Here is a 23,103-nt window from a genome sequence, read left to right as displayed (position 1 = left end):
GTCCTGTAACGTTTCCGGAGGACCGAGCAGGTGCTCATGAGTGACGAAGCGGCCGACGCGGACATCGGGGTCAACGCCGCCGGCGACATCAGCGAGTGGCCGGCCCGGGCAGCGGAACTGTTCGGGTACGAACGATCCCGGGCGCTCGGGGCCTCCTTCGCCGGGCTGTTGCTCCCGCCGCGCCTGCAGGGCACCGCGCTGCCGTGCGGGATCGAGCTGGACGTGCCGATCGTGCACCGCGACGGCCACGAGCTGCACGCGGCGCTGCTGCTGAAGGACGGCGCGATCGCGTTCCGCCCGCTCCCCCACCGCTGCCCGCCCGACGCCGAGCTCTACCTGCGCGCCACCGCCGACCCCGACCTGCCCGAGCGCCACCGGCTGCTGACCGAGCTGTCCCAGCTGCGCACCGAGTTCATCCGGGTCGCCTCGCACGAGCTGCGCACCCCGCTGACGTCGATCGTCACGTTCGCCACCATGCTCGAGTCCGGCGACGACGCGATCGCGATGAGCCCGCAGGACCGCCGGGCCGCGCTCTCGGTGATCCGGCGCAACGCCGAGCACATGCAGGTGCTGGTGGCCGACCTGCTGCTGCTGACCCGCCTGGAGACGGCCGAGGCGCCGCTGGACCTCGCCCCGCTGCACCTCTCGGAGCTGCTGGATTTCCCGGGGGTACCGCTCCAGCTCGGCCCGGGCCCGCAACCGCTGGGCGACCGGCATCTGCTTCGCGAGCTCTTCCACACCGCGGTGGAGATCGGCCGGATCGTCGGCCCGCCGCGGATCGAGGCGGCGTACGGCAACGGCCGCTGGACCGTGGTCGTGTCCGTCGCCACCGAGGGCGGGCTCACCGCCGAGCGCCTGCTGTCGATGCGCATCCCGCATCCGGAGAAGGCGGAGGAGTACCGGACCGGCGCCCTTGCCCTGATGCTCGGGCGCGAGATCGCCGCGCGGCACGGCGGCACGATGCTGACGTCCGTCGACCGCCCGGGCGTCACCGTGCGGGTCAGTTTCCCGGGCGTTGCAACCTAGCCGCCCTATGGTCGGGCGCATGAGCACGTCCTCGTTCATCAGGCCCCGGTCGTTCCCAGTCCCGGACGACGAGCAGGAGCGCCTGGAGTCGCTGGCCGGCTACGGCATCGTCGGCGGCCCTCCGCTGCCCGACCTCCCGTCGGTGGTGGAGCTCGCGGCGTTGCCAGCGCATCGTCGAGGCACACGACGCCACGCTGGTCATCGACGAGACGCCGGGCGGCGGCACCACGATGCGCATCACCATCCCGAAGCCCGCGGACCAAGTCAGCCTGGCCCTGGTCCGCTGACTTGACACTTGACGTCCGAAGCTAATGGCATTAGCTTTTGAGCTATGACACAGAGCTTCGTGAACGAGAACGGCACCATCGCCTACGACGACACCCTCGGCGCCGGTCCCCTGGTGCTCTGCCTGCCCGGGCTGGGCGTCAACCGGCACACCTACGACCCGTTCGTCCCCGAGCTGGTCGCCGCCGGCTACCGGGTCGTCACCATGGACCTGCGCGGCCAGGGCGAGAGCGACGCGGTCTGGGCCGACTACTCCCCCGAGGCCATCGGCCGCGATGCGATCGCGCTGCTGCGTCACCTCGGCGCCGGCCCCGCGGTGCTGTTCACCAACTCCTACACCGGCGCGAGCGCCGTCTGGGCCGCCGCCGAGGCGCCCGAGCTGTTCTCGGCCGTCGTGCTGTCCGACCCCTTCGCCCGGGTCATGCCCGCCCCCGGCGCGGTCATGCGGGCGGCCATGTGGGCCGTCGGGCGGTTCCGGCCGCTGTGGACGACGTACTGGGCGACGCTGTACAAGTCGCGCCCGGCCGACAAGGCGGAGAAGGCGGCGCTGTCGGCCAACCTGGCCGAGCCCGGCCGGATGGCGGCCCTGCGCGCCATGCTCGCCGCCGACGTGGCGGTCTGCGCGGGGCGCGCCGGCGAGGTGCGCACCCCGACCCTGGTGCTCATGGGCACCAAGGACCCCGACTTCCCGGACCCGGCGGCCGAGGCGCGCCTGGTGGCCGACGGGATCGGCGGCGAGGTCGCGATGATCGAGGGCGCCGGGCACTACCCGCACTCGGAGATGCCGGCCGAGACCGCGGCCGCCGTGCTGGCCTTCCTCGGGCAGCGCGCGCATGCCTAGGGCCGGACTGACCCCCGCCGCCGTCGTCGACACCGCCCTGCGCATCGTCGACGACGGCGGGCCGGGCGCGCTGACGCTGGCCGGCGTCGCGGCGGCCTGCGGGGTGGCCACGCCGTCGCTGTACAAGCACGTGGCCGGCCTGACCGAGCTGCGCGCCCGGCTGGCGGTCCACGTGATGGACGAGTTCACGACGGCGGTGACCGCCGCGATGCTCGGGCTCAGCGGCGATGAGGCCCTGGAGGCGCTGATGCGGGCGTACCACGCCTACGCGACCACCCACCCCAACCGCTACGCGCTGATCCCTCAGGTGCCCGACCCCGACGCGGAGGTCCAGGCGGCCGCCGGCCGGTTTCTCGCCGTCGTCTTCGCCGTGTTCAAGGGCTACGACCTGACCGACGCCCAGGTCGTGCACGCCACCCGGGTGCTGCGCGCGGCCATGCACGGCTTCGCGGTGCTCGACGCGCAGCGCTCGTTCCAGATGGGCGAGGACATCGCGGCCACCCACAACGCGCTCATCGCGACGCTCAAGAAGGTCCCGACCGTGGTGTAGGACACCGGTGGACAACCGTCCCCCGGTTGCAGGACAGGTGCCGACGAGCGCAGCTCAATTGCGGCATCTTCCCTGCTCAAGGGGCTCGCTGCGACGCTGGTTGGGCAAGATCCGCCGCCCGGCCACACCTCGTAGGGAGCCCACTGATGACGATCCGGTTGGTCGCCGTCGACGAACACGTCCTCCTCCGCCTCGGACTCAACCGCGTCGTGGCCACGGTTCCGGACATCACCCTCGTCGGAGAGGCGGGTAGCGCCGCCGACGCCGAGCGCGTGGTCGCCGAGACCCGCGCCGAGGTCGTCACCATCGACGCCCAGCTCGCCGACACCGACGGCATCTCGCTGGCCCGCAAGCTGCGCGCGACCAGCCCGGACCTCGGCGTCGTGCTGCTGAGCGCGGTGAGCGACGACAACCTGCTGTACCGGGCGCTGGACGCTGGCCTGTCGGCCTACGTCACCAAGGCCGCACCGATCTCCGCGGTCCTCGCCGCGATCCGGCATGCCGCCGTCGCCCCGCACTCGTTCACCGCGCCGGGCCTGTCCTCCGCGCTGTCGCGCCGCCGCGGCCAGACCGGCCTGCTCAGCCAGCGCGAGCAGGAGGTGCTCTCGCTGATGCGCGACGGGCTGAGCCTGCCGACGATCGCGCAGCGCCTCGCCGTGTCCGAGGCGACGGTGAAGACCTACGTCTCGCGCCTCTACAGCAAGCTGCGCGTCAACAACCGGTCGCAGGCCCTGATGGCCGCGGTCAATCAGGGCCTGCTCGTCTCGGTCGACGCCGCCTAGCAGCCCTAGGCGGGGATGGTCACCCGCTGGGCATTCGTCGCGTTGCAGTCCCACAGCTGCAGTTGGGTGCCGTCCGCGGTACTGCTGGAAGGATCGTCGAGGCAACGGCCCGACTGCGGGTTGCGCAGCGCCTGGCTCGCGGACACGTAGGTCCACTGCTGGGCGCCCGTGCCGTTGCAGTCCCACAACTGAAGCTTCGTGCCGTTGGCCGTGCCGCCCGAGGTCACGTCCAGGCACTTGCCGAGCGCCCGCAGCGTGCCGTCGCCGGGGACGGTCCACTGCTGGGCGCCGGTCCCGTTGCAGGTCCAGATCTGGATCTTCGTGCCGTTGGCCGTGCCCGAGCTGCTCACGTCGACGCACTTGCCCAGGTTGACGAGGGTGACCGCGCCCGTGTGCGATCCGCCTCCGCTGCCGCCGCTGGTGAGCAGGAACCGGTTGTTGGCCGTGTTCCAGTGCGTTGCCAGGTACGACCCGGCCGGCGGGTTGGTGTTGAAGTAGTCGTCCTTGTTGCAGTCGAGCCGGTTGTCCTGGGCCTGGTCCGTGCAGACCACGCGCAGCACGGTGCCCGGCCCGTCGTTGTAGCACATGATGTCGTAGTCGTCGGTGCAGTGGCCGTACGCCGTGTGGTTCGGCGAGCTGCTCATCACCGCGCCCATGGCGTGGGTGAGCTCGTGCGCGGCCGGCCCGGCGCCCCAGCAGCCCGAGTCGACGCGGCTGAAGCTGGGCCCGGAGTTGTTGGCGTTACCCTGGCCCGGCTGGTCGTCCAGGGTCACGTAGGCGACGCCGCACAGGGCGGTGGCGTCGACGTACATGAGGTACTTGCGGTCGGTCCGGTTGTAGCCGAGCGCCTTGATCGCGTTCACCGAGTTGCCGAAGTCGCTCAGCGCGCTGTTGGCGATGGCCACGTCGGTCACCGAGATCTGGCAGCTGCTGTCGGTGACGAAGCGGATGTGCCGCACGCCGCCGGTCTGGGCCGCGCTCGCGCTGTAGATGTCGTCCACACCGGACGTCCAGGTGCGGATCGAGGCGAGGTACTGGCTGTACCGGTCGGCGTTGCCCGAGCCGTGGACGTACAACACCTGGACCCGGTAGCCGCTCTGCCCGTCACCGTCGCAGACCACGCTCAGCGGGGCGGCGGCGAGTGCGGACAGCGGGGCGACGGACCTGGTCACGTCCATCCCGGCGAAGGGCGTGTCGGGCCCGTGCGTGCAGGCGCCGGGGATGGCCTTGAGCTCCAGCAGGCCCTGGCACTTACCGGTGCCGGCTTTGTAGCCGCCGGAGTCCTCCCGGGCGGCGGCCGGCGCGGCCCCGAGGGCCGCGACGAGGAGCGCCACCGCGATGGCGGCGGTCCTGGGAATCGATCGAAACATGGACACTCTCCCGTTGGCGGACGGTTGAATGCCCAGTGTGTGCCGTTATTACGGCATCGAACAACGTCGAACAAACAATTGTTTAACTTTGTTCACAAATCGCAGGCAGGGTGCGCTACCAAGCGCCGCCGACCAGGGTAATGGCGGCGACGAGGGTGATGCCGATGAGCATCGCGGCGAGGCTGATGTCCAGCGTGGTCCTCATCAGGTTCCCTTTCATGTCGTACCGGCTGCGCCTCAAGAATGACCGAGAGTGAGCCGCGGCGTCTGTCCCGTGAGGTGCGCGAACCGCCTGACGATCACCCGACACGCCGGTGCCGGGTGGGTGTCGTCGCGTCGCGGAAGGGAATCAGGAGCGCCATGGCGTCTCCGGCGCATTTGCCGAAAGTCACCCCCGGGCGGGGTACCGCGGATCAGAATGAGCATGTGCCAAAGATCGACAATGGTCTGGCGGCAATCCTGCGGGCACTGCTCCCGTTGGTGCTCTGCGCGGCCTGGCTCGTTGGCGAGCCGCCCATGACGATGCACGCCGCGCGCTTCGCCGTGATCGTGCCGGGCCCGCCGATCGGCCAGCCCGCCGAGGCGGCCATGGACGGGGCCCGCTGCGCCGACCCGGCCGGGACCTGGCTGGGAATGCGCTGGCGCACCGAGCTCAAGTGGCGGGTGAACGAGCGGACCATCCCGGCGTACCTCGGCGACCGCACCGCCGTCGTGAACGCCCTGCGCAGCGCGGCCACGACCGTCCAGACCGGGCGCAACGACTGCGGCCTGCCCGCCAACCTGGGGATTTCCGAGTCGTACGCCGGAAAGACCGACCACGTCGCCGGCGTCACCCCGTCGGGCGGCTGCGGCGAGCGCGACGGCGCCAACTCGGTCTCCTTCGGCCCGCTCAACAAGGGACTGCTCGCCGTCACGTGCATCTGGTGGTACGGCGGCAAGGAGAACGGCCGCAGCGTCGAGACCGACATCCTGATCGACGACACCGAGGGCCTGTTCTTCCTCAGCACCCCGCCCGCGTGCACCAACCGCTGGGACCTCGAGGGCACCCTGACCCACGAGTTCGGCCACGCCTTCGGCCTCGGCCACGTGGCCTTCGCCCAGCACTCGGCGCTCACGATGACCGACGGGCTGCCGGACTGCTCCACCGCCTACCGCGGACTCGGCCTGGGCGACTACCTGACGCTCAAGCAGCAGTACGGCACCAACTGACCTGCAACCAGCGGGGAACGACCCGCGCAACGACGACTGACGACCTTTGAGGGGACCACCCACCCCTCATGGGAGATCAGTTCATGTTGCGCACCCTCAAGCGTTCGGTACTCGTACCGGCCCTCGCCCTTGCCGCGACCGCCACGGCCCTCGTCGTGGCCGCTGAACCGGCCGACGCCGCCGTCATCAGCGTCCGCGTCAAGGGCTCCCTCCCGGCCCGCACCGGCGCCGCCAACTGGTTCGGCCAGACCCGGACCATCAAGAACAACCAGAAGGTCACCGTCACCTGCCGGGTGAGCGGCCAGTACCTGCGGGGCAACGTCCGGCGCACCGCGCAGTGGGACCGCACCGCCGCCGGCGACTACATCTCCCACGCCTACGTCTCGGGCAACCCGAAGCTCCCGGTCTGCGCGCCCCCGGCCGCCCCGGCCACCACGCCGGCCGCCGCCCCCACCACGGCCCCGACCACGGCCCCCGCCGTCCCGATGGGCCCGACCGGCACCATGACCAACGAGCAGTTCCTGGCCGCGTCGATCCCGGCCGCCCAGCAGAGCCAGCGCGACACGCAGGTCCCGACCTCGGTGACCCTGGCCCAGGCCATCCTGGAGTCGGGCTGGGGCCGCAGCGCCCTGTCGGCCAACGACCGCAACTTCTTCGGCATGAAATGCTTCAACAACGCGACGGGCGCGTACGCGTCCGGCTGCAAGTCCTACAGCACCCAGGAGTGCAACGCCCAGGGCCTGTGCTCGACGACGGTGGCCACCTTCCGCACCTACAACTCGGCCGCCGACTCGTTCCGCGACCACGGCGCCAGCCTGAAGTCCCTGAGCCGCTACGCCGCCGCCTTCAACTACACGAAGGACCCGAACCAGTTCATCGCCGAGGTCCACAAGGGCGGCTACGCGACGGACCCGCTGTACACCACCAAGGTCGTCGCCCTGATGGCCAAGTACAACCTGTACCAGTACGACCTAGCCTGACCCGCCTGACCGACGGCCGCGCCCCTTCCCGGGCGCGGCCGTTTTGGCTCCTGCCGCCCGGCCCACTCGATCAGCCGCTGCCCCTCGTGCACCCTCCGCAGGCGGATGAGCGCGCTCCCAAGCCCGCGGGCCGTATCGATGGTCATCGGGTGGTCGTCGCGGTGAACGCAGCGGTAACCCGCGTACGCGGGCTCAAGGACAGAAACTTGCCTCACCGCCGCGGCCCGGTCCCAGACGTCCAGCTCCACCGAGTAGCCCCCGGCCTGGAGGTGCCAGGCGGCCCACTCGGCCCAGGCGCGGTCGGGCCGGCGTACGAGACGAAGACGTCCAGCGTGTCCGAAGGCTTCCGCTTGCCGCCCATCCGAGCAGCATCGCCCATGCCGCAGGCAGAACGGTATCGACCGGACGAGCGGTCAGTTCGGGCGGTGTGGCAGCAGGCAGGTGACGACCGTGCCCCGGCCGGCGGCGGGGGCGGCCCAGATGCGGCCGCCGTGGCGCTCCACGATGGACTTCGTGATGGCCAGGCCCAGGCCCGTGCCCTGGCTCTGGCGCTCGTGCGAGCGGCTGGACCGGAAGAACTGCTCGAAGATCTGCTCGATCTCGTCCTCCGGGATGCCCATGCCGGTGTCGGCCACGGTCAGGCGGACCTGCTCGCCGTCCAGGCCGGCGCTCAGGCGGGCGCTGCCGCCCGAGGGCGTGAACTTCAGGGCGTTGTCGAGCAGGTTGATGATCACGCGCTCGAGCTGGTCGCGGTCGCCGTGCACGACGAGCGGCTCCTCGGGCAGGTCGACGTCCAGGCGCACCTCGCGCTGGCCGCGCACGGCCTGCAGGGCCTCCAGGGCGCCGGCGACCACGGCGCGCAGCTGCACCGGGCTGGCGTTGATCTTCACGGCGCCGGCCTCGATGCGCGAGAGCATGAGGAGGTCCTCGATGAGGGCGAGCAGGCGGCGGGCGTTGCGCTCGACGGCGCCGAGCAGGCGGGCCTGGGGCGGGGCGACCTCGCCGGCGTCGCCGTCGACGATCACCTCGACGTTGCCGAGGATGCTGGTCAGCGGGGTGCGCAGCTCGTGCGAGACGGTCGCGACCAGGTCGGCGCGCACCTTGTCCAGCTCGCGCAGGCGGTCGGCGGCGTCGCGCTCGCGCTGCAGGGCGTGGCGCATGGCCTCGACGGTGCGCCGCTCGCGGGTGACGTCGCGGGCCACGCTGAGGTACCCGCTGGCCTCCCCGGCCTCGTCCCGGATCACGCTGACCGTGACCGCCACCGGCACCTGCGAGCCGTCCCGGCGCAGGTACACGCACTCGCGCGCGGCCGAGTCGCCGGCCCTCGCCGGGGCGAAGAGGGTCTCCGGGTCGTCCGGGGCGGCGTGGAACCGGGCCAGGCCGGCCGAGCCGACGACGTCCTCGGCGCGGTACCCCAGCAGCCGCTCGGCCCCGGCATTGAACACGGTCACCACGCCGCGCCGGTCCACGCCGATGATGGCCTGCTCGGTCGCGGCGGCCAGGACGTCGGCGAAGAGCCGCTCGGTGCGCCGCTGCTCGGTGACGTCGATGCCGGTGCAGATCATGTGCAGCAGCCGGCCGTCGTCGTCCTTGAGCAGCGCGGTGCTCCAGGCGATGCGGCGCCGGCCGCCGGGGACGATCCAGTCGCGCTCGGCCGGCGGCGCCTCGCCCGTTTCGGCGACGCCGGCCATCGCGGCGAGCAGCGCGGCGGAGTCCATCGTGGACAGTCCGAGGGTGTGGTACAGCCGCCCGACCACGTCGGCCGCCGGGCGCCCGCTCGCCTCCTCGCAGCGCCGGTTGAACGCGGTGACCCGGCCGGACGCGTCGACGACCATGACCAGGAAGCCGCTCGAGTCGAGGATGGCCTGGTTGAAGTCGCGCTCGCGGCGGGCCTCCCGGGTGGCCGCCCGGCTCCGGTTCGTCCAGCTCTTCGCGGCGGTGGCCATGAGCACGCCGGCCGCGCCGACGAGCAGGCCGCGGCGCCACTCGGCCCGGCGCAGCTCCTCGTCGAGCAGGGCCGGGACGAGGAACACCAGGGTCATGACGGCGACGCCGATCGCGGTGGCCAGCCGGCCGGCGTAGAGGGCGAGCCACAGCACGGGCAGCAGCGCGAGCGGGGCGTATCCGGCCGGGCCGTCGACCCCCGCGTTGAGCAGCAGCACCACGCCGAAGAACCCCAGGGGCGGCAGCGCCTCGTAGAACGCCGGAAGGCGCCGGAACGGGGTCAGCACGACCATCAGCACCAGTACGGCGAGCAGCCCCGCCGCCGCCACCAGCGCCACCGGCGACACCCGGGGCGGCAGCCAGGCGACGGCGAACGCGAGCAGCGTGACCAGCGCGAACGGCATGATCCGCAGCCAGCGGTCGGGGGCGCTCAGCGTCCGCAGCTCGGCGTCGCCGTACACCATGAGGCTATTCTCCGGCCTGCCGCGCGTGCGCCGCAGCTAGAAGCGGAAGCGGGTGACCAGGCCATTCATCTGCTCCGCCATGCCGGCGAGCTGCCTGGCCGCGGTGAGTGAGGTGCCGGCCTCGGCGGTGTTGCGCGAGGCGACGTCGGCGATGTCGGAGATGGTCGCGGCGATCTCGCTGGTGCGCACGGCCACGTCGCTCACCGTCACGCCCTGAGAAGTCGGGATTGCCACGCGTTGCCCCCGCCGGTGGAGGGCCGAACGCCTACTTGCTCTCGGTGCGCAGCATGCGACTGAGCGCCCGCACGGCGACGTCGCTGGGCGACGCGGCCTCGCGGTTGGCCTTCTGCAGCTCGCGGTACACCTCTTCGCGGTGCACCTGGATGCTGCGCGGTGCCTTGATGCCCAGCCGCACCACGTCACCACGCACGTCGAGCACGGTGACGACGACATCGTCGCCCACCATCACGCTTTCACCGGGACGTCGGGTCAGGACGAGCACGAGCCGCTCCTTCGCTGGGCGATAGGCGAACAGTACCCGATTTGTCGGCTACGCCGGGCGGGAAAGGACGAGCGCCGACCCGTTCAGGCGACCAGGCAGTTCAGGAGTTTCCGGTGGTGACCAACAGCCTCTGACGGACGGGGAGGCCGCTGTGGCTCAGGATGAGCTGGACCGCGCGACGGCTGCGCTGGTCCAGCACGATCGGGGCCATGAGGTTGACCGTGGCATCCTCGGCGCCGCGCTCCCCCGCGGTGACCACCAGCAGCACCAGCAGGTCGGCCTGATCGCTGACGCCCAGCGAGGACAGCGTCTCGTCGTCGATCTCGGCCTCGTAGTCGGGGAAGAACTGCGCCGGCGGTACCACGAGGAAGCGCAGCCCCGCCGAGTCGACCGACGTCAGCGCGTAGAGCACGCCGGCGTCGTCGAGGCGGACGAGCACGAAGCGCCGGTCCTCGGGGAAGCCGGGCATCGGCGACACGAAGTCGATCACCGGCAGCGTGGTCGTCTCCGGGGTGCCAACGGTCGCGACGCTCATAGATTCCTCACGATGACGTTTGTGGTACGGCGAGCCGCCGCTCGGCGCGGCGAACCACCCGTTCCGGTCCGGCGAGCCGGCCCTACCGCAGGAAGTCCACCAGGGACGGCTGGACGACCTTGGCGGTCGCGGCCAGCGCGGCCTGGTACGCGGTCTGCTGCAGGGAAAGCTCGGTGATGGTCTTGGGCAGGTCGATGTCCTCGACGTCGGACAGCTGCGCCCGCACGTCGATGACCCGGTTGTTCGCGGCCTGCTGCATCTGCGAAACCTGATTGTATCGGGATCCAACGCCCGAAAGCCCCGTCTGCACCCGTTTCTGCGCCGTGTCGATATCGGCGAGGTCGGCCTTGAGTGCGCTGGGGTTGTTGCGCAGGTCGTCGGCGACCCGCTGCAGCAGGTGGAAGACGTTGTTGTTGCCGCTGCCGAAGACGGAGTCGGCGTTGGTGTCCACGCGCACCGAGGCGTTGGACCCGACGGTACGGTTCACCGCACCCTGGTCGCCCTGGTAGTCGCCGTTGGCGTCGTAGGCGATGCCCTTCTCGGTCGTGCCGCCGAAGACGGGCCGGTCCAGGTACGTGGTGTTGGCCAGGTCCAGCATCGAGCCCCGCAGGTTGTCCACCTCCAGGGCGATGGCCTCGCGGGCCTCGGCGCTGCCCGAGGTACCGCTGGAAAGCCCCGCCAGCACCCGCTCCCGCGCCTGGTTCAGCTGGGTCGAGGCACTGGTCAGCGCGGTGTCGGCCATGTTCAGCCAGCCCATCCCGTCGTCGGCGTTGCGCGAGTACTGGTTCAGCGTCGCCATGTCGCTGCGGTGCTGCATGGCGACGACGGCGCCGCCGGGCGAGTCCGAGGGCTTGGTGAGCATCTTGCCGCTGGACAACTGGTTCTGCAGGTCCTGGTTGCGCTGCAGGTTGACCTGCAGGTTGGCCAGTGTGTTGGTGGCCATCGAGCGTTCGGTGACGCGGAAGCCGGGCATCCGTTCCCTCCTCCTACCTCTTCATGTTGATCAGCGTGTCCAGGGTGGTGTCCACAGTGGAGATCACCTTGGCCGCGGCCTCGTACGCGCGCTGGAACATCAGCATGTTCGTCATCTCCTCGTCGAGGCTGACGCCCGACTCGGCCTGCTCGTCGGCGGTGACATCGTCGGAGATGACCTGCTGGGCATCGGCGCGGCGGTTGACCGTCTGCGCCTGGATGCCGATGTCGACCACGAAGTTGCGGTACTGCGTGTCCGCACCCTGCGGGTCCTTGGACACCACGTCCGCCATGGCGTTGGCGTTGTCGCCCTGGTACGGCGTGCTGGCCGTGCTCGACGCGGCGATCTTCGTCGGGTCGGTGATGGCGACCGCGATGTCCTTGGCGTTGGTGCCGCTGAAGAACGCCCCGCCCTGCTGCGGCGTCGGCGTGGTGGAGGGCGGGGTGGTGGTGATGTCCCAGCCCTCGGCGTGCTGGGCGTTCACCGACTGGATGAGCAGCCCGGCGACCCGGTCCAGGCCGGCCACCGCGCCGGGGATCGTCTGCGTGAGCGCCTCCAGGTGCGAGGCGATCTTGCCGCTGCTGATCTCGGCCGGCGGGTTGTTGCTCGGGTTGTTGTCGTTGTCGGTGAACTGCACCCGCACCGGGTTGACCCCGCGCCCGTCGACCGTGGTCGAGCCGACCGCCTCGAGCGGCCGCGCGAAGTTGCCCTGCACGAGCAGGTTGCCGCCCAGCGCCACGTCGACGGTGCCGTCGGTCTTCAGCCGGCCGGTCGCCCCGGTCAGCTCGGACAGCTGCAGCACGAGCTGGTCGCGGCGGTCGGCCAGCTCGTTGGTGGGCATGCCGCCAGCCTTGGCCAGGGCGATGCGGCCGTTGAGGTCGGCCACCCCGTCGGCGGTCTGGTTGACCACGTTGACGTCGGCGTCGAGCTGCTCGCGGGTGGCGCCGAAGAACGCGTCGAGGTTCTGCCGGTCGGTCTGCAGGGTGGCGGCCACCGTGTTGCCGCGCGACAGCAGCTGGGTGCGGGCCGAGACGTCACCGGGCCGGTTCGCCACGTCGGACCAGGCGTTCCAGTAGTCCGACAGCTGGGCCTGCAGGCCGGTGTCGCTGGGCTCGCCGAGGGTCTGCTCGATGGTGGCGAAGACGGTGCTCTGCGCCTGGAGGTACTCGTTCGTGCCGCGCTCGGTGCGGGTGCGCGCGGCCATGAACTCGTTGTGCAGGCGGGTGGTGTCGGTGATGCGCACCCCGTCGCCGACGCCCCGGCTGGTCGACCAGCGCGCGGGGGTGCTGATCGCCTCGGCGGGGGCGAGCTCGACGCGCTGGCGGGAGTACCCGACGGTGTTCGCGTTGGCGATGTTCTGCCCGGTGAGGTCCAGTGCCCGGCGCTGCGCGTAGAGGGCCGACAGTGCCGCGTTCAGGCTGGAGAAGGTGCTCATCTACATCGCCTCGTCAATCAGCCGCGTGCGCGGCGCGGTCGCGACCGTCTGGCCCTTGCGCCCGTAGGTCTCGACCGACCCGGCGATCGAGAGCATGGTCTCGCGGGCGGCGCGGGCCCCGGCGGTCAGCAGGTCACGGTTGGCCTCGGCCATCGCGCTGACCTCTGCGGTGACCGTCAGGAACGCCTGACGGTGCTGGGTGAGCAGCTCCCCCCACGGCGGCGGAGCGACCTCGGCGAGCCGGCTCAGGCTGGGGTTGGGACCGACCCCGAGCTCGGCCGCGATCGCCTCGACCTCGGCGGCCCGCACGACCTCGGTACGCCGGATCTCCTCCAGCACCACCTCGACCTCGCGCGTGGCGTGCGCCAGCCACCGGGTCCGCCCCGAGGCCAGCACGAGCTGCTCCTCCTCGAGCTTGAACAGCAACAGCTCGAGCATCTCGCGCTCCCGCCACAGGATGCTCGCGAGATCCGCCAACGCCATCCGTTCCCGCCTCTCCGCCGGTTCCCGTTCCTCCGCCAGTTCTCGCCCCGATACTTCGGCACTTCGATGCGCCGGTTGAGCACAACCGGTCTGCAACTTTGCGTCACCCGGCCTCGCACCCCCGGCTCCCGAGATTGGTTCTCGACCAACTCCTGCCACGAAGAGGTTGCCGTGACCACGACCATCGCCGCCGCCGAAGCGCCCACCACCCTGACCGCCGCGGAGCTCGACTCGCTGGTGCGCTCGCACCTCCCCCTCGTCGGCCACCTGGTCCGCGAGATGCTGGGCCGCCTGCCCGCCCACGTCTCCCGCGAGGACCTCATCTCGGCGGGCATGGCCGCGCTGGCCGGCGCCGGCCGCTCGTTCGACCCGAGCCGCGGCATCCCCTTCGGCAGCTTCGCCACCAGCCGCATCCGCGGCGCCCTGCTCGACGAGCTGCGCGGCCTGGACTGGGCCAGCCGCTCGGTACGCGCCCGGGCCCGCAAGGTCGAGACCGTGCAGCAGGAGCTGACCGCGCGCCTCGGCCGCACGCCGACCCAGCAGGAGCTGGCCGAGGCCATGGGCGTGGGCGTCGAGGAGCTCAAGAACATCGACGAGGACGTCCAGCGCGCCGTGATCCTGTCGCTGCAGGGCTTCACCGCGGGCTCCGCCGAGGAGATGGTCCCCGAGCGGACCGCCGGCCCGGAGGACCTGATCCTGCACCGGGAGCGCATCGGGTACCTCCACCAGGCCATCAACGCCCTGCCGGAGCGCCTTCGCCGGGTCGTCACCGCGTACTTCTTCGACGAGCGCCCGATGAACGACATCGCCACCGAGCTCGGCGTCACCGAGTCGCGCATCAGCCAGCTGCGCGCCGAGGCCCTGGTGCTGCTGCGCGACGGCCTGAACAACCACCTCGACCCGGAGCTGCTGGCCGGCCCGGCCGGCAACGGCTGCGTGGCCCGCCGCCGGGAGGCGTACTACGCGCAGATCGCCGCGCAGGGCGACCTGAGCGCCCGCCTCGCCGTCACGACTCCCTTGGGCATGCCCAAGGCCGCCTGACGGGTCAGAACCCCACGGTCGACGCCAGCGGCACGGACGCCGCCGGCCCGAGCAGTACGACCCCCAGGGGCCGCGGACAACAACCGGTTAGCAACCTAGAGCGACCATTTGTGTACCCAACGTGACTGAGGCTGGATCTTGCCGGGCCGGAAGGGCCCACACGAGAACCCACTCACTGCCACGAAGAGGTTGCCGTGACCAGCACCGCGATCCGTACCGAACACACCACCGGCGCCGAGCGCGACGAGCTCGTCCGCAGCCACCTGCCGCTCGTCGGGCACCTCGTCCGCGAGATGCTCGGCCGGCTGCCCGCCCACGTCTCGCGCGAGGACCTCGTCTCGGCCGGCATGGCCGCGCTCGCGGGGGCCGCCCGCTCGTTCGATCCCGCGCGCGGCATCCCGTTCGGCAGCTTCGCGTCCGCGCGCATCCGCGGCCCTGCTCGACGAGCTTCGCGGCCTGGACTGGGCCAGCCGCTCGGTGCGCACCCGCGCCCGCAAGGTCGAGACCACCCAGCAGGAGCTCACCGCGCGGCTCGGCCGCACGCCCACGCAGACCGAGCTGGCCGAGGCGCTCGGGGTGGCCGTCGACGAGCTCACGTCCCTCGACGACGACGTGCAGCGCGCGGTCGTGCTGTCGCTGCAGGGGTTCGCCGCCGGCACGGCCGAGGACGTGGTCCCCGAGCGGACCGCCGGCCCGGAGGACCTGATCCTGCACCGGGAGCGCATCGGGTACCTCCACCACGCCGTCAACGCCCTGCCGGAGCGCCTTCGCCGGGTCGTCACCGCGTACTTCTTCGACGAGCGCCCGATGAACGACATCGCCACCGAGCTCGGCGTCACCGAGTCACGCATCAGCCAGCTGCGCGCCGAGGCCCTGGTGCTGCTGCGCGACGGGCTCAACAACCACCTCGACCCCCACCTCGTCGGGGCACCCGGGCGCAGCGACGGGTGCGTCGCCCGCCGGCGGGAGGCGTACTACGCGCAGATCGCCGCCCAGGGCGGACTCGGCGACCGGCTGGCCCTGACCAACCACCTCGGCATGCCAAAAATGCCTGGTCAGAGTCACTGAGAGCTAGGACACAACGGCTCAGCCGCAACGGCGCGGCGCCGATGAGAACACCGAGCGGGCCAAGGACGGCTCGCGAGATTCGACCCACATTCACGGAGGAAACGTCATGGGTCTTCGCATCAACAACAACATCGCCGCCCAGAACGCGTACCGGAACCTGCAGGTGACGGACACCCAGATGAGCAAGTCGCTGGAGAAGCTGTCCTCGGGTTACCGGATCAACCGCGCCGCCGACGACGCGGCCGGCCTGTCCATCTCCGAGGGCCTGCGCTCGCAGATCGGCGGCCTCAAGGTCGCGGTGCGCAACGCCCAGGACGGCATCTCGGTCGTGCAGACCGCTGAAGGCGCGCTCACCGAGACGCACTCGATCCTGCAGCGCATGCGCGACCTGTCCGTGCAGGCCTCCTCGTCCGGCTCCCAGGACACCGACGCCCGCACCGCCGCCCAGACCGAGTTCACGCAGCTCAACGCGGAGCTCGACCGCATCGCCTCGACCACGTCGTTCGGCACCCAGAAGCTGCTCGGCGTCGGCATGTCCGGTGGCTCGGCCTACCAGGGCACCTTCCAGGTGGGCGCCAACACCTCCAGCGCCGACCAGATCGCGGTCGACCTGAGCGCCTCGGCGTTCGGCTCCGTCACCACCGTGACCGGCTTCGACTCGAGCGGCCTGGGCGTGGCCTCGGCCAACCTGATCACGGGCGCGGCGTCGGCCATCGACGCGATCGACTCGGCCATCAAGGGCGTCTCCACCGCCCGGGCCACGCTCGGTGCCTACCAGAACCGGTTCGAGCACACCATCAACAACCTAAACGTCGCCGTCGAGAACCTGTCCTCGTCCGAGTCGCGCATCCGCGACACCGACATGGCCCAGGAGATGGTGTCCTTCACCCGCTCGCAGATCCTGACCCAGGCCGGCACGAGCATGCTGGCCCAGGCCAACCAGGCGCCGCAGAACGTCCTGTCCCTGCTCCGCTAAATCGGGCGTAGTTCTTGAACCGGATAAGCCGGGCGCAGTGCGCCCGGCTTATCTGTCATTTGACCTGACAGGCGAAAAGTCCGAAATGTCGTGGCGCGCCGGCGCCCGACATTTCGCGCCGCACGCAGCGGCCTGACCAGGAAATTTCCGGTCCAAACCCTTCAGTGACAAGGCGAGGTGCCGATCTGAAGAACGACCGGACCACGGATGGACCGGCTTTGACCCGACTCAAGGAGGAAGATCGTGGGTCTTCGCATTAACAACAACATCGCTGCTCAGAACGCCTACCGGAACCTGTCGGTGACGGACAGCCAGATGAGCAAGTCGCTGGAGAAGCTGTCGTCGGGTTACCGGATCAACCGCGCGGCCGACGACGCTGCAGGCCTCTCCATCAGCGAGGGTCTCCGGTCCCAGATCGGCGGCCTGAAGGTCGCGGTCCGTAACGCTCAGGACGGCATCTCGGTCGTGCAGACCGCTGAAGGTGCTCTCACCGAGACGCACTCGATCCTGCAGCGCATGCGTGACCTGTCCGTTCAGGCTTCGTCGTCCGGTTCCCAGGACTCCGATGCACGGGCGGCGGCGCAGACCGAGTTCACGCAGCTCAACGCGGAGCTCGACCGCATCGCCTCCACCACTTCCTTCGGCGGGCAGAAGCTGCTCGCGGTCAGCGGCGGAAGTGGGGCCTACCAGGGCACGTTCCAGGTGGGTGCGAACACCTCTACGGCGGACCAGATCGCGGTCGACCTGAGCGCCTCGGCGTTCGGCGGGGTGACCGCGGTGAGCGGCTTCGACTCGACCGGTCTCGGCGTTGCCACGCTGGACCTGGTGTCGGGCGCCTCCTCGGCCATCGACGCGATCGACACCGCCATCAAGGGGATCAGCACCGCCCGGGCCACCCTGGGTGCGTACCAGAACCGGTTCGAACACACCATCAACAACCTCAACGTCGCGGTCGAGAACCTTTCGGCCTCGGAGTCGCGGATCCGTGACACCGACATGGCGCAGGAGATGGTGTCGTTCACCCGCTCGCAGATCCTGACCCAGGCCGGCACGAGCATGCTGGCCCAGGCCAACCAGGCGCCGCAGAACGTCCTCTCGCTGCTGCGCTAGGACTGACGGGCCTGACCCTTTGAGGACACGACAGGGCACGGCATCCAGCCAGGGCGCCGTGCCCTGCCACATCTCCGGCGATCCTCCTGCCCGACCCCAGATCCGTAAAACGCGACCTTCGCCCTCAACCGGTGCCTGCGCGGACCGATTGGACCGGAGAAGAAGCGCTCGAGGCCATGGACGGCCGGACCCTGGACGACTCAAGGAGGAACGCCATGGGTCTTCGGATCAACAACAACATTGCCGCGCAGAACGCCTACCGCAACCTTTCGGTCACCGACTCCCAGATGGGCAAGTCGCTGGAGAAACTCTCCTCCGGCTTCCGCATCAACCGCGCCGCCGACGACGCGGCCGGCCTCTCCATCAGCGAGGGGCTGCGCTCGCAGATCGGCGGCCTGAAGGTGGCCGTGCGCAACGCCCAGGACGGCATCTCGGTCGTACAGACCGCTGAAGGTGCGCTCACCGAGACGCACTCGATCCTGCAGCGTATGCGCGACCTGTCGGTCCAGGCAGCCTCCACCGGTGCCCAGGACTCCGACGCCCGCGGTGCGGCGCAGACCGAGTTCACCCAGCTCACTGCCGAGCTCGACCGCATCGCCACGACGACGCAGTTCGGCGGGCAGAAGCTGCTGGACTCCTCGAACTCGCCGTTCATCGGGACCTTCCAGGTGGGCGCCAACACGTCCGCGGCCGACCAGATCGTGGTCAGCCTGGACAACACGGCCTTCGGCAACATCACCGCGGTGACGGGGTTCGACACGACCGGCCTCGGCATCGGGTCCCTGGACCTCGTGACCGGGGCGGCGTCGGCGATCGACGCCATCGACACCGCCATCAAGGGGGTGTCCACCGCCCGGGCGTCGCTCGGTGCGTACCAGAACCGCTTCGAGCACACCATCAACAACCTCAACGTCGCCGTCGAGAACCTGTCCGCGTCCGAGTCGCGCATCCGCGACACCGACATGGCCCAGGAGATGGTGTCGTTCACCCGCTCGCAGATCCTGACCCAGGCCGGCACCAGCATGCTCGCCCAGGCCAACCAGGCACCACAGAACGTGCTGTCGCTGCTGCGGTAACCCGTAACCGTCCGGAGAGGGAGACCACGGTCTTCCTCCCCGGACGCCTTCAAGACCCCGAAGAAGGAGGTCCGGCATGGTTGGCGGAAGCGTCGACGGCCTGGTCTCGGGCATGCAGACCTCGTCCGTCATCGCGTCGCTGATGCAGGTCGAGGCGGCGCCCCAGACCGCGCTCAAGGCCAAGGTCAGCACCCAGCAGAAGGTCGTCTCGTCGTACCAGACGATCAACACGAAGATGGGTGCGCTGCTGACCGCGGCCAAGGCGCTGGCGGACCCCCTCGCCTTCAAGGGCGCCATGGCGACGTCCAGCTCCGACGCCGTGCTGGCGACCACCAGCACCACCGGCGGCAACATGGCCGGCTCGGTCACCTTCAAGGTGAACAAGCTCGCCGCCGCCGAGTCGCACATCTTCACCGGCGGCCACGTGAGCGCCACCAGCGACAACATCACCAGCGCCGACCAGCTGACCATCACGCTCCCGGACGGCACCGTCAAGCCCCTGGACATCAGCGCCGACCACTCGCTCAAGGGCATCGTCGACGCGATCAACAACGCCTCGGACATCGGCGTCAAGGCCTCCGCGATCCAGCTCAAGCCCGGGGAGTACACCCTCCAGCTGACCTCGAAGACGACGGGCGAGGCCTCGTCGTTCACCGTCGGGGGCATCGACGGCCTGGGCGCCGACGTCATCTCGACGACCGGCAGCGACGCGCAGCTCACCCTCGGCGACGCGGACCCCCCGATCACGGTCACCTCGTCCACCAACACGTTCACCGGGCTCATGGACGGCCTGACGATCACGGCCAAGAAGGTGCAGTCGGCCAGCGACGCCCCGGTCACGGTCGGGGTCACGGCCGACACCGACGGCATCGCCGGCAAGGTGCAGGCGATGATCGACGCGGCCAACGCGGCGCTGACCGAGATCGGCAACCAGACGAAGAACGCCAGCGGCGACGTGCCCGGCGGCGTGCTGGCCGGCAACTCCTCGATGCAGCTGCTGGCCACCCAGATCATCCAGACCGTCTCGGGCGGCGCCGGCGACCTGGGCAGCCTCAAGTCGGTCGGCATCGAGCTGACCCGCGACGGGCGGCTGTCGTTCGACAAGGCGAAGTTCACCGACGCGCTCAACTCGGATCCAGTGAAGACGCAGTCGTACTTCGTCGCCACCGGCACCAACGCGGGCAACGGCCTGGCCGACAAGATGGTCGCGATGGCCACCAAGGCGACCCAGTCGAACACGGGCACCCTGGCGCAGCTGATCACCAGCGGCAACTCCATGATCAAGGACCTCAACAACAACATCAGCGACTGGGACGTGCGCCTGGCCGCCCGCCAGGAGACGCTGCAGAAGCAGTTCACCGCCATGGAGACGGCGCTGGGCTCGCTGAAGAACCAGTCCAGCTGGCTGGCCGGCCAGCTCTCGTCGCTGGGTTAAAACCGCCCCCTCACGGTCCTGGAGCCTGAATGACGACACAAGCGCTGCGCAACCGGTACGTCAGCGACAGCGTCTCGACCGCGCCCCCCGCGCAGCTCTTGGTGATGCTGTACGACCGGCTGGTCCTCGACCTGATGATCGCCGGGCAGGCCTACGAGTCGGGCGACCGCAACACGGGTTCGAGCCGGGTGTACCACGCGCAGGAGATCCTGATGGAGCTGCGCGCCACGCTGGACACCTCGGTGTGGAGCGGCGGCCCCGGCCTCGCGTCGCTGTACAGCTACATGATCAACGAGCTGGTGCAGTCGAACGTGGCCGGCGACCGGGCGCGGATCGAGACCGTGCAGGGCTTCGCCGAGCAGCTGCGCGACGCGTGGCGGGAGGCGGCCGCGCAGGTGGCCGCGAACGGGTCGTGACCGCGCCCGGCCGGACCGGCCACGACAGCGAATGGACCGAGGCCTGGGCGGCGGCGCTGGAGGCGATGGAGCTCGAGGCCGACGCCGTCGAGGAGATGCTGCGTCACCGCGACATGCTGCAGCGGACGTCGGATCACGCGCTGTTCGCGCCGCCGGTAGGGATCGGGCCGCTGCCCCTGGAGCTGACCGAGCGGGCCCGCCGGCTGGTGCAGCGGCAGCTCGACCTGTCCCGGGAGCTCTCCATCGCCATCGCCGGCAACCGGCAGCAGGCCCGCCTGGTCTCCCGCCTCCAGCGGGAAGGCCCGGGCGGCCAGCCGCCCCCGGTGTTCGTGGACAACCGGGCCTGACGGAGCTCAGGACGTACAACGGCAACCAGAAAACCCTTGTAAAGCACCCGAAGTTGCCGATCTGGGCAGCATGAGCCACATCCCGGTGTCCGTCATCGTGGCCGCCGGGGGCAGCCCCGACGACTTCCACGCGTGCCTCGAATCGCTCCGGCCGACGCTGGGCATGCGCGACGAGGTCGTCTGCGTGCTGCCCGCCGACCGCCCCGAACTGCGCACCGAGCTGCGCGGGCAGGACTGGCTGCGGGTGATCGAGGGCACCGGCGACGTGCCGTGGGCCGACGGCGTGGCCGCCACCCGGCACCCCGTCGTGGTGCTGGTCGACGGCGACGTCGTGCTGTCCGCGCACTGGCTGGACCCGGTGCTGGAGGCCTTCGGCGACCCGGCGGTGGTCGCGGCCGGCCCGCGCTGCCAGCACAGCTACGGCCCGCAGCAGACCGACCTGCCCGACGCCGCGATGACCAACCCGGCCGCGTTCAAGGCCTACGCCCGCGAGTGGCGCCAGGCGCACCGCGGCGAGATGACCGACGTGGACCGCCTCGGACCGGTGTGCGTGGCGATCCGCCGCGACGCGCTGGCCATCGCCGGCGGGGCGACGCCGGACCTGCCGTACGCGGAGCTGGCCGAGCAGGGCCGGATCGTCATCGCGCAGGCGTCGCTGGTGGCCCACGTGGCCTCGCCGGCCTGCGGGCTGCGCCTGCCCGACCCGCCGGCCGACGCCCCGCTGCTGTCCGCCAGCCTCATCGTCAAGGACGAGGAGGACGTGCTGCCCCGCTGCCTGACCGCGCTGCGCAAGCTCGCGGACGAGATCGTCGTCTATGACACAGGATCGAGCGACCGCACGGTGGAGATCGCCCGCGAGCACGGCGCCACGGTGATCGAGGGCTTCTGGAACGACCACTTCGGCGACGCCCGGATGCGCAGCCTGGCCCACTGCCGGGGCCGCTGGGCGCTGTGGGTCGACGCCGACGAGGTGTTCGCCGGGGACGCGCGGGCGGTGCGGGAGGCGATGCAGTACGGCGAACGCAGCTCCTTCTTCGTCACCATCGACAACCACGAGGGCCACGAGGGCCGCGCCGGCTCGAGCACCATCTACTACCCGAGGCTCTTCCGCCGCGCGCACGCGGGCATCTACGGCCGCCTGCACGAGCAGGTGATCGACCGGGTCACCGGCCGCCCGCTGTCGCACGAGATGCTCCCCGACATGGTCCTCGACCACTCCGGCTACACCCCGCTGCGCGGCGTGATCAAGGACAAGGCGGCCCGCAACCTGCGCCTGGCCACCCTCGCCGCCGACGACCTCAACGGCCTCAACGCCGTGGGCAACCTGGCCCGCTCGCAGCTCAGCTCGCACCACTACGACGACGCCATCGCGACCGCCAAGCGCGGCCTGACCGAGGCCACCGAGCGGATGCAGAAGGTCCTCTTCCTGAAGGTGCTGGCCGACGCGTACATCGCCCAGAACCGCCTCGACGACGCCAACGCCGCCGTCGAGGAGCTGCGCGACACGGCCACCGCCGAGTTCACGGTCGGCGAACACGAGATCAAGCTGCGCTTCGCCGAGGGCAACTACGAGCGCGCCCTGGAGATCATCGCCGAGCTCCCCGAGTCCGGCGCCAACGACCTGCTCTACGGCGTCGGCCGCGGCCGCTTCGCCAACGTCGAGATCGAGGCCCTGAGCCGCCTGGACCGCCTGCACGAGGCCGCCGAGGTGCTGCGCGACGCCCTGCGCGACGGCCGCGTGGCGATCCCGGTGGCCCGCATGGCCCAGGTCCTCGGCGCCGCCGACGGCTCCCTCGCCGAGGTCGCCGAGCTGCTGCCCCGCGAGAGCGTGCGCGGCCTGCTGTTCAGCATCGCGGAGGCGCCCCCGGAGGCGGCGGACGAGCTGCTGGAGGCGCTCTGGCGGCGGTACCCCGGCGAGCCCACCGTCCTGACCCTGGCCGCCCGCGTGGGTCGCCAGGTCCCGCTGATCCGCGCCATGGAGTGGTCCGCCCGCCTGCGCCAGCACGGCTTCCCGGACCGCTGCACCCTCCTCGCCCTGTCCGAGGACGTCCGCCGCACCCCGCGCGAGCGCACCCTGGCCGCCGCGATCGCCCTGGAGATGTTCCACGACGAGGCCGCCCTGCCGCTGCTCAACGACGCGCTGACGGACGTACCGGACGAGCAGAGCGCCGCCGTGCTGGACGAGATCCGCATCCTGGCCCCGCGGGTGTCGGCCAGCATCGAGCTGGCCGACGCCTGACGGCCACGCCGCGCGT

22 protein-coding genes and 1 pseudogene are annotated in these 23,103 nt (G+C 70.8%); 15 read left to right on the top strand and 8 right to left on the bottom strand.

Annotation, left to right across the window (positions count from 1 at the left end):
• Nucleotides 1-36 precede the first annotated feature (36 nt).
• The 4 genes from ABD352_RS25020 (at nucleotide 37) to ABD352_RS25005 (ending at nucleotide 3,484) form a co-directional block, all read left to right on the top strand.
• Entirely contained in the window at nucleotides 37-1,026 is a 990-nt protein-coding gene (locus ABD352_RS25020; protein ID WP_344614907.1) for a histidine kinase dimerization/phospho-acceptor domain-containing protein, read from the top strand.
• Nucleotides 1,027-1,357: 331 nt separating this feature from the next.
• Complete coding sequence (locus tag ABD352_RS25015; RefSeq protein ID WP_344614906.1) at nucleotides 1,358-2,152, top strand: alpha/beta fold hydrolase; 795 nt, start codon at nucleotides 1,358-1,360, stop codon at nucleotides 2,150-2,152.
• Nucleotides 2,145-2,702: a TetR/AcrR family transcriptional regulator gene (locus ABD352_RS25010; RefSeq protein WP_344614905.1), complete on the top strand. Its 558-nt coding sequence runs from the start codon at nucleotides 2,145-2,147 to the stop codon at nucleotides 2,700-2,702. Before ABD352_RS25015 ends, ABD352_RS25010 begins: the two co-directional genes overlap by 8 nt.
• A gap of 146 nt (nucleotides 2,703-2,848) precedes the next feature.
• Nucleotides 2,849-3,484 (top strand): response regulator transcription factor, encoded by a 636-nt coding sequence (locus tag ABD352_RS25005; protein ID WP_344614904.1) that lies wholly within the window; start codon nucleotides 2,849-2,851, stop codon nucleotides 3,482-3,484.
• 5 nt (nucleotides 3,485-3,489) lie between these two features.
• Here the strand turns inward: ABD352_RS25005 and ABD352_RS25000 are convergent, their stop codons facing one another.
• Nucleotides 3,490-4,854, bottom strand: a complete 1,365-nt coding sequence (locus ABD352_RS25000; protein WP_344614903.1) for a ricin-type beta-trefoil lectin domain protein — start codon at nucleotides 4,852-4,854, stop codon at nucleotides 3,490-3,492.
• A gap of 426 nt (nucleotides 4,855-5,280) precedes the next feature.
• Between ABD352_RS25000 and ABD352_RS24995 the strand changes: the two genes are divergently transcribed.
• Both ABD352_RS24995 and gsmA read left to right on the top strand, forming a co-directional pair.
• Entirely contained in the window at nucleotides 5,281-6,063 is a 783-nt protein-coding gene (locus ABD352_RS24995; RefSeq protein ID WP_344614902.1) for a zinc metalloprotease, read from the top strand.
• A gap of 83 nt (nucleotides 6,064-6,146) precedes the next feature.
• On the top strand, nucleotides 6,147-7,043 hold the full coding sequence (gene gsmA, locus ABD352_RS24990) for a sporangiospore maturation cell wall hydrolase GsmA (RefSeq protein ID WP_344614901.1): 897 nt from the start codon (nucleotides 6,147-6,149) through the stop codon (nucleotides 7,041-7,043).
• 413 nt (nucleotides 7,044-7,456) lie between these two features.
• On the opposite strand, the gene ABD352_RS24985 is transcribed toward gsmA, so the two are convergent.
• From ABD352_RS24985 to flgN, 7 genes are all read right to left on the bottom strand, one after another.
• Nucleotides 7,457-9,451 (bottom strand): PAS domain-containing sensor histidine kinase, encoded by a 1,995-nt coding sequence (locus ABD352_RS24985; protein ID WP_344614900.1) that lies wholly within the window; start codon nucleotides 9,449-9,451, stop codon nucleotides 7,457-7,459.
• A 36-nt stretch (nucleotides 9,452-9,487) separates the two neighbouring features.
• Entirely contained in the window at nucleotides 9,488-9,655 is a 168-nt protein-coding gene (locus ABD352_RS24980) for a hypothetical protein (RefSeq protein ID WP_344614899.1), read from the bottom strand.
• Nucleotides 9,656-9,716: 61 nt separating this feature from the next.
• Nucleotides 9,717-9,953 carry a carbon storage regulator CsrA gene (gene csrA, locus ABD352_RS24975; RefSeq protein WP_344614898.1) on the bottom strand — a complete coding sequence of 79 codons (237 nt, stop codon included), beginning with the start codon at nucleotides 9,951-9,953 and terminating at the stop codon, nucleotides 9,717-9,719.
• A 100-nt stretch (nucleotides 9,954-10,053) separates the two neighbouring features.
• On the bottom strand, nucleotides 10,054-10,488 hold the full coding sequence (fliW, locus tag ABD352_RS24970; RefSeq protein ID WP_344614897.1) for a flagellar assembly protein FliW: 435 nt from the start codon (nucleotides 10,486-10,488) through the stop codon (nucleotides 10,054-10,056).
• An 82-nt stretch (nucleotides 10,489-10,570) separates the two neighbouring features.
• The gene (gene flgL / locus ABD352_RS24965; RefSeq protein WP_344614896.1) at nucleotides 10,571-11,461 is read right to left on the bottom strand and encodes a flagellar hook-associated protein FlgL; all 891 of its coding nucleotides are present in this window, start codon (nucleotides 11,459-11,461) and stop codon (nucleotides 10,571-10,573) included.
• Between the two features lie 13 nt (nucleotides 11,462-11,474).
• A complete protein-coding gene (flgK, locus tag ABD352_RS24960; protein ID WP_344614895.1) occupies nucleotides 11,475-12,896 on the bottom strand; it encodes a flagellar hook-associated protein FlgK in 1,422 nt (473 codons plus the stop codon).
• Nucleotides 12,897-13,379, bottom strand: coding sequence for a flagellar export chaperone FlgN (gene flgN / locus ABD352_RS24955; RefSeq protein WP_344614894.1), 483 nt, complete (start codon nucleotides 13,377-13,379; stop codon nucleotides 12,897-12,899).
• 171 nt (nucleotides 13,380-13,550) lie between these two features.
• On the opposite strand from flgN, the gene ABD352_RS24950 reads away from it, so the two are divergent.
• The 9 genes and pseudogenes from ABD352_RS24950 to ABD352_RS24910 all read left to right on the top strand — a co-directional run bounded on the left by ABD352_RS24950 (nucleotide 13,551) and on the right by ABD352_RS24910 (nucleotide 23,087).
• The gene (locus ABD352_RS24950) at nucleotides 13,551-14,420 is read left to right on the top strand and encodes a sigma-70 family RNA polymerase sigma factor (RefSeq protein WP_344614893.1); all 870 of its coding nucleotides are present in this window, start codon (nucleotides 13,551-13,553) and stop codon (nucleotides 14,418-14,420) included.
• Nucleotides 14,421-14,713: 293 nt separating this feature from the next.
• Nucleotides 14,714-15,488 (top strand): annotated as a pseudogene (locus ABD352_RS24945) (sigma-70 family RNA polymerase sigma factor).
• A gap of 106 nt (nucleotides 15,489-15,594) precedes the next feature.
• Nucleotides 15,595-16,464: a flagellin N-terminal helical domain-containing protein gene (locus ABD352_RS24940; protein ID WP_344614892.1), complete on the top strand. Its 870-nt coding sequence runs from the start codon at nucleotides 15,595-15,597 to the stop codon at nucleotides 16,462-16,464.
• A 243-nt stretch (nucleotides 16,465-16,707) separates the two neighbouring features.
• Nucleotides 16,708-17,574 (top strand): flagellin N-terminal helical domain-containing protein, encoded by an 867-nt coding sequence (locus ABD352_RS24935; RefSeq protein WP_344614891.1) that lies wholly within the window; start codon nucleotides 16,708-16,710, stop codon nucleotides 17,572-17,574.
• Between the two features lie 215 nt (nucleotides 17,575-17,789).
• Nucleotides 17,790-18,650 (top strand): flagellin N-terminal helical domain-containing protein, encoded by an 861-nt coding sequence (locus ABD352_RS24930; protein WP_344614890.1) that lies wholly within the window; start codon nucleotides 17,790-17,792, stop codon nucleotides 18,648-18,650.
• Nucleotides 18,651-18,726: 76 nt separating this feature from the next.
• Entirely contained in the window at nucleotides 18,727-20,085 is a 1,359-nt protein-coding gene (gene fliD, locus ABD352_RS24925; protein ID WP_344614889.1) for a flagellar filament capping protein FliD, read from the top strand.
• A 29-nt stretch (nucleotides 20,086-20,114) separates the two neighbouring features.
• Entirely contained in the window at nucleotides 20,115-20,501 is a 387-nt protein-coding gene (gene fliS / locus ABD352_RS24920) for a flagellar export chaperone FliS (RefSeq protein WP_344614888.1), read from the top strand.
• A complete protein-coding gene (locus tag ABD352_RS24915; RefSeq protein ID WP_344614887.1) occupies nucleotides 20,498-20,848 on the top strand; it encodes a hypothetical protein in 351 nt (116 codons plus the stop codon). The genes fliS and ABD352_RS24915 overlap by 4 nt, the downstream gene beginning before the upstream one ends.
• Nucleotides 20,849-20,918: 70 nt before the next feature.
• Nucleotides 20,919-23,087 carry a tetratricopeptide repeat-containing glycosyltransferase family 2 protein gene (locus ABD352_RS24910; protein ID WP_344614886.1) on the top strand — a complete coding sequence of 723 codons (2,169 nt, stop codon included), beginning with the start codon at nucleotides 20,919-20,921 and terminating at the stop codon, nucleotides 23,085-23,087.
• The last annotated feature ends 16 nt before the right edge of the window (nucleotides 23,088-23,103 follow it).

The organism is Dactylosporangium salmoneum (assembly GCF_039532525.1).
GTDB classification, from domain to species: Bacteria; Actinomycetota; Actinomycetes; order Mycobacteriales; family Micromonosporaceae; genus Dactylosporangium; species Dactylosporangium salmoneum.
Note: the sequence above shows the minus strand (reverse complement) of the source record. Positions and strands in the feature narration are given on the sequence as shown.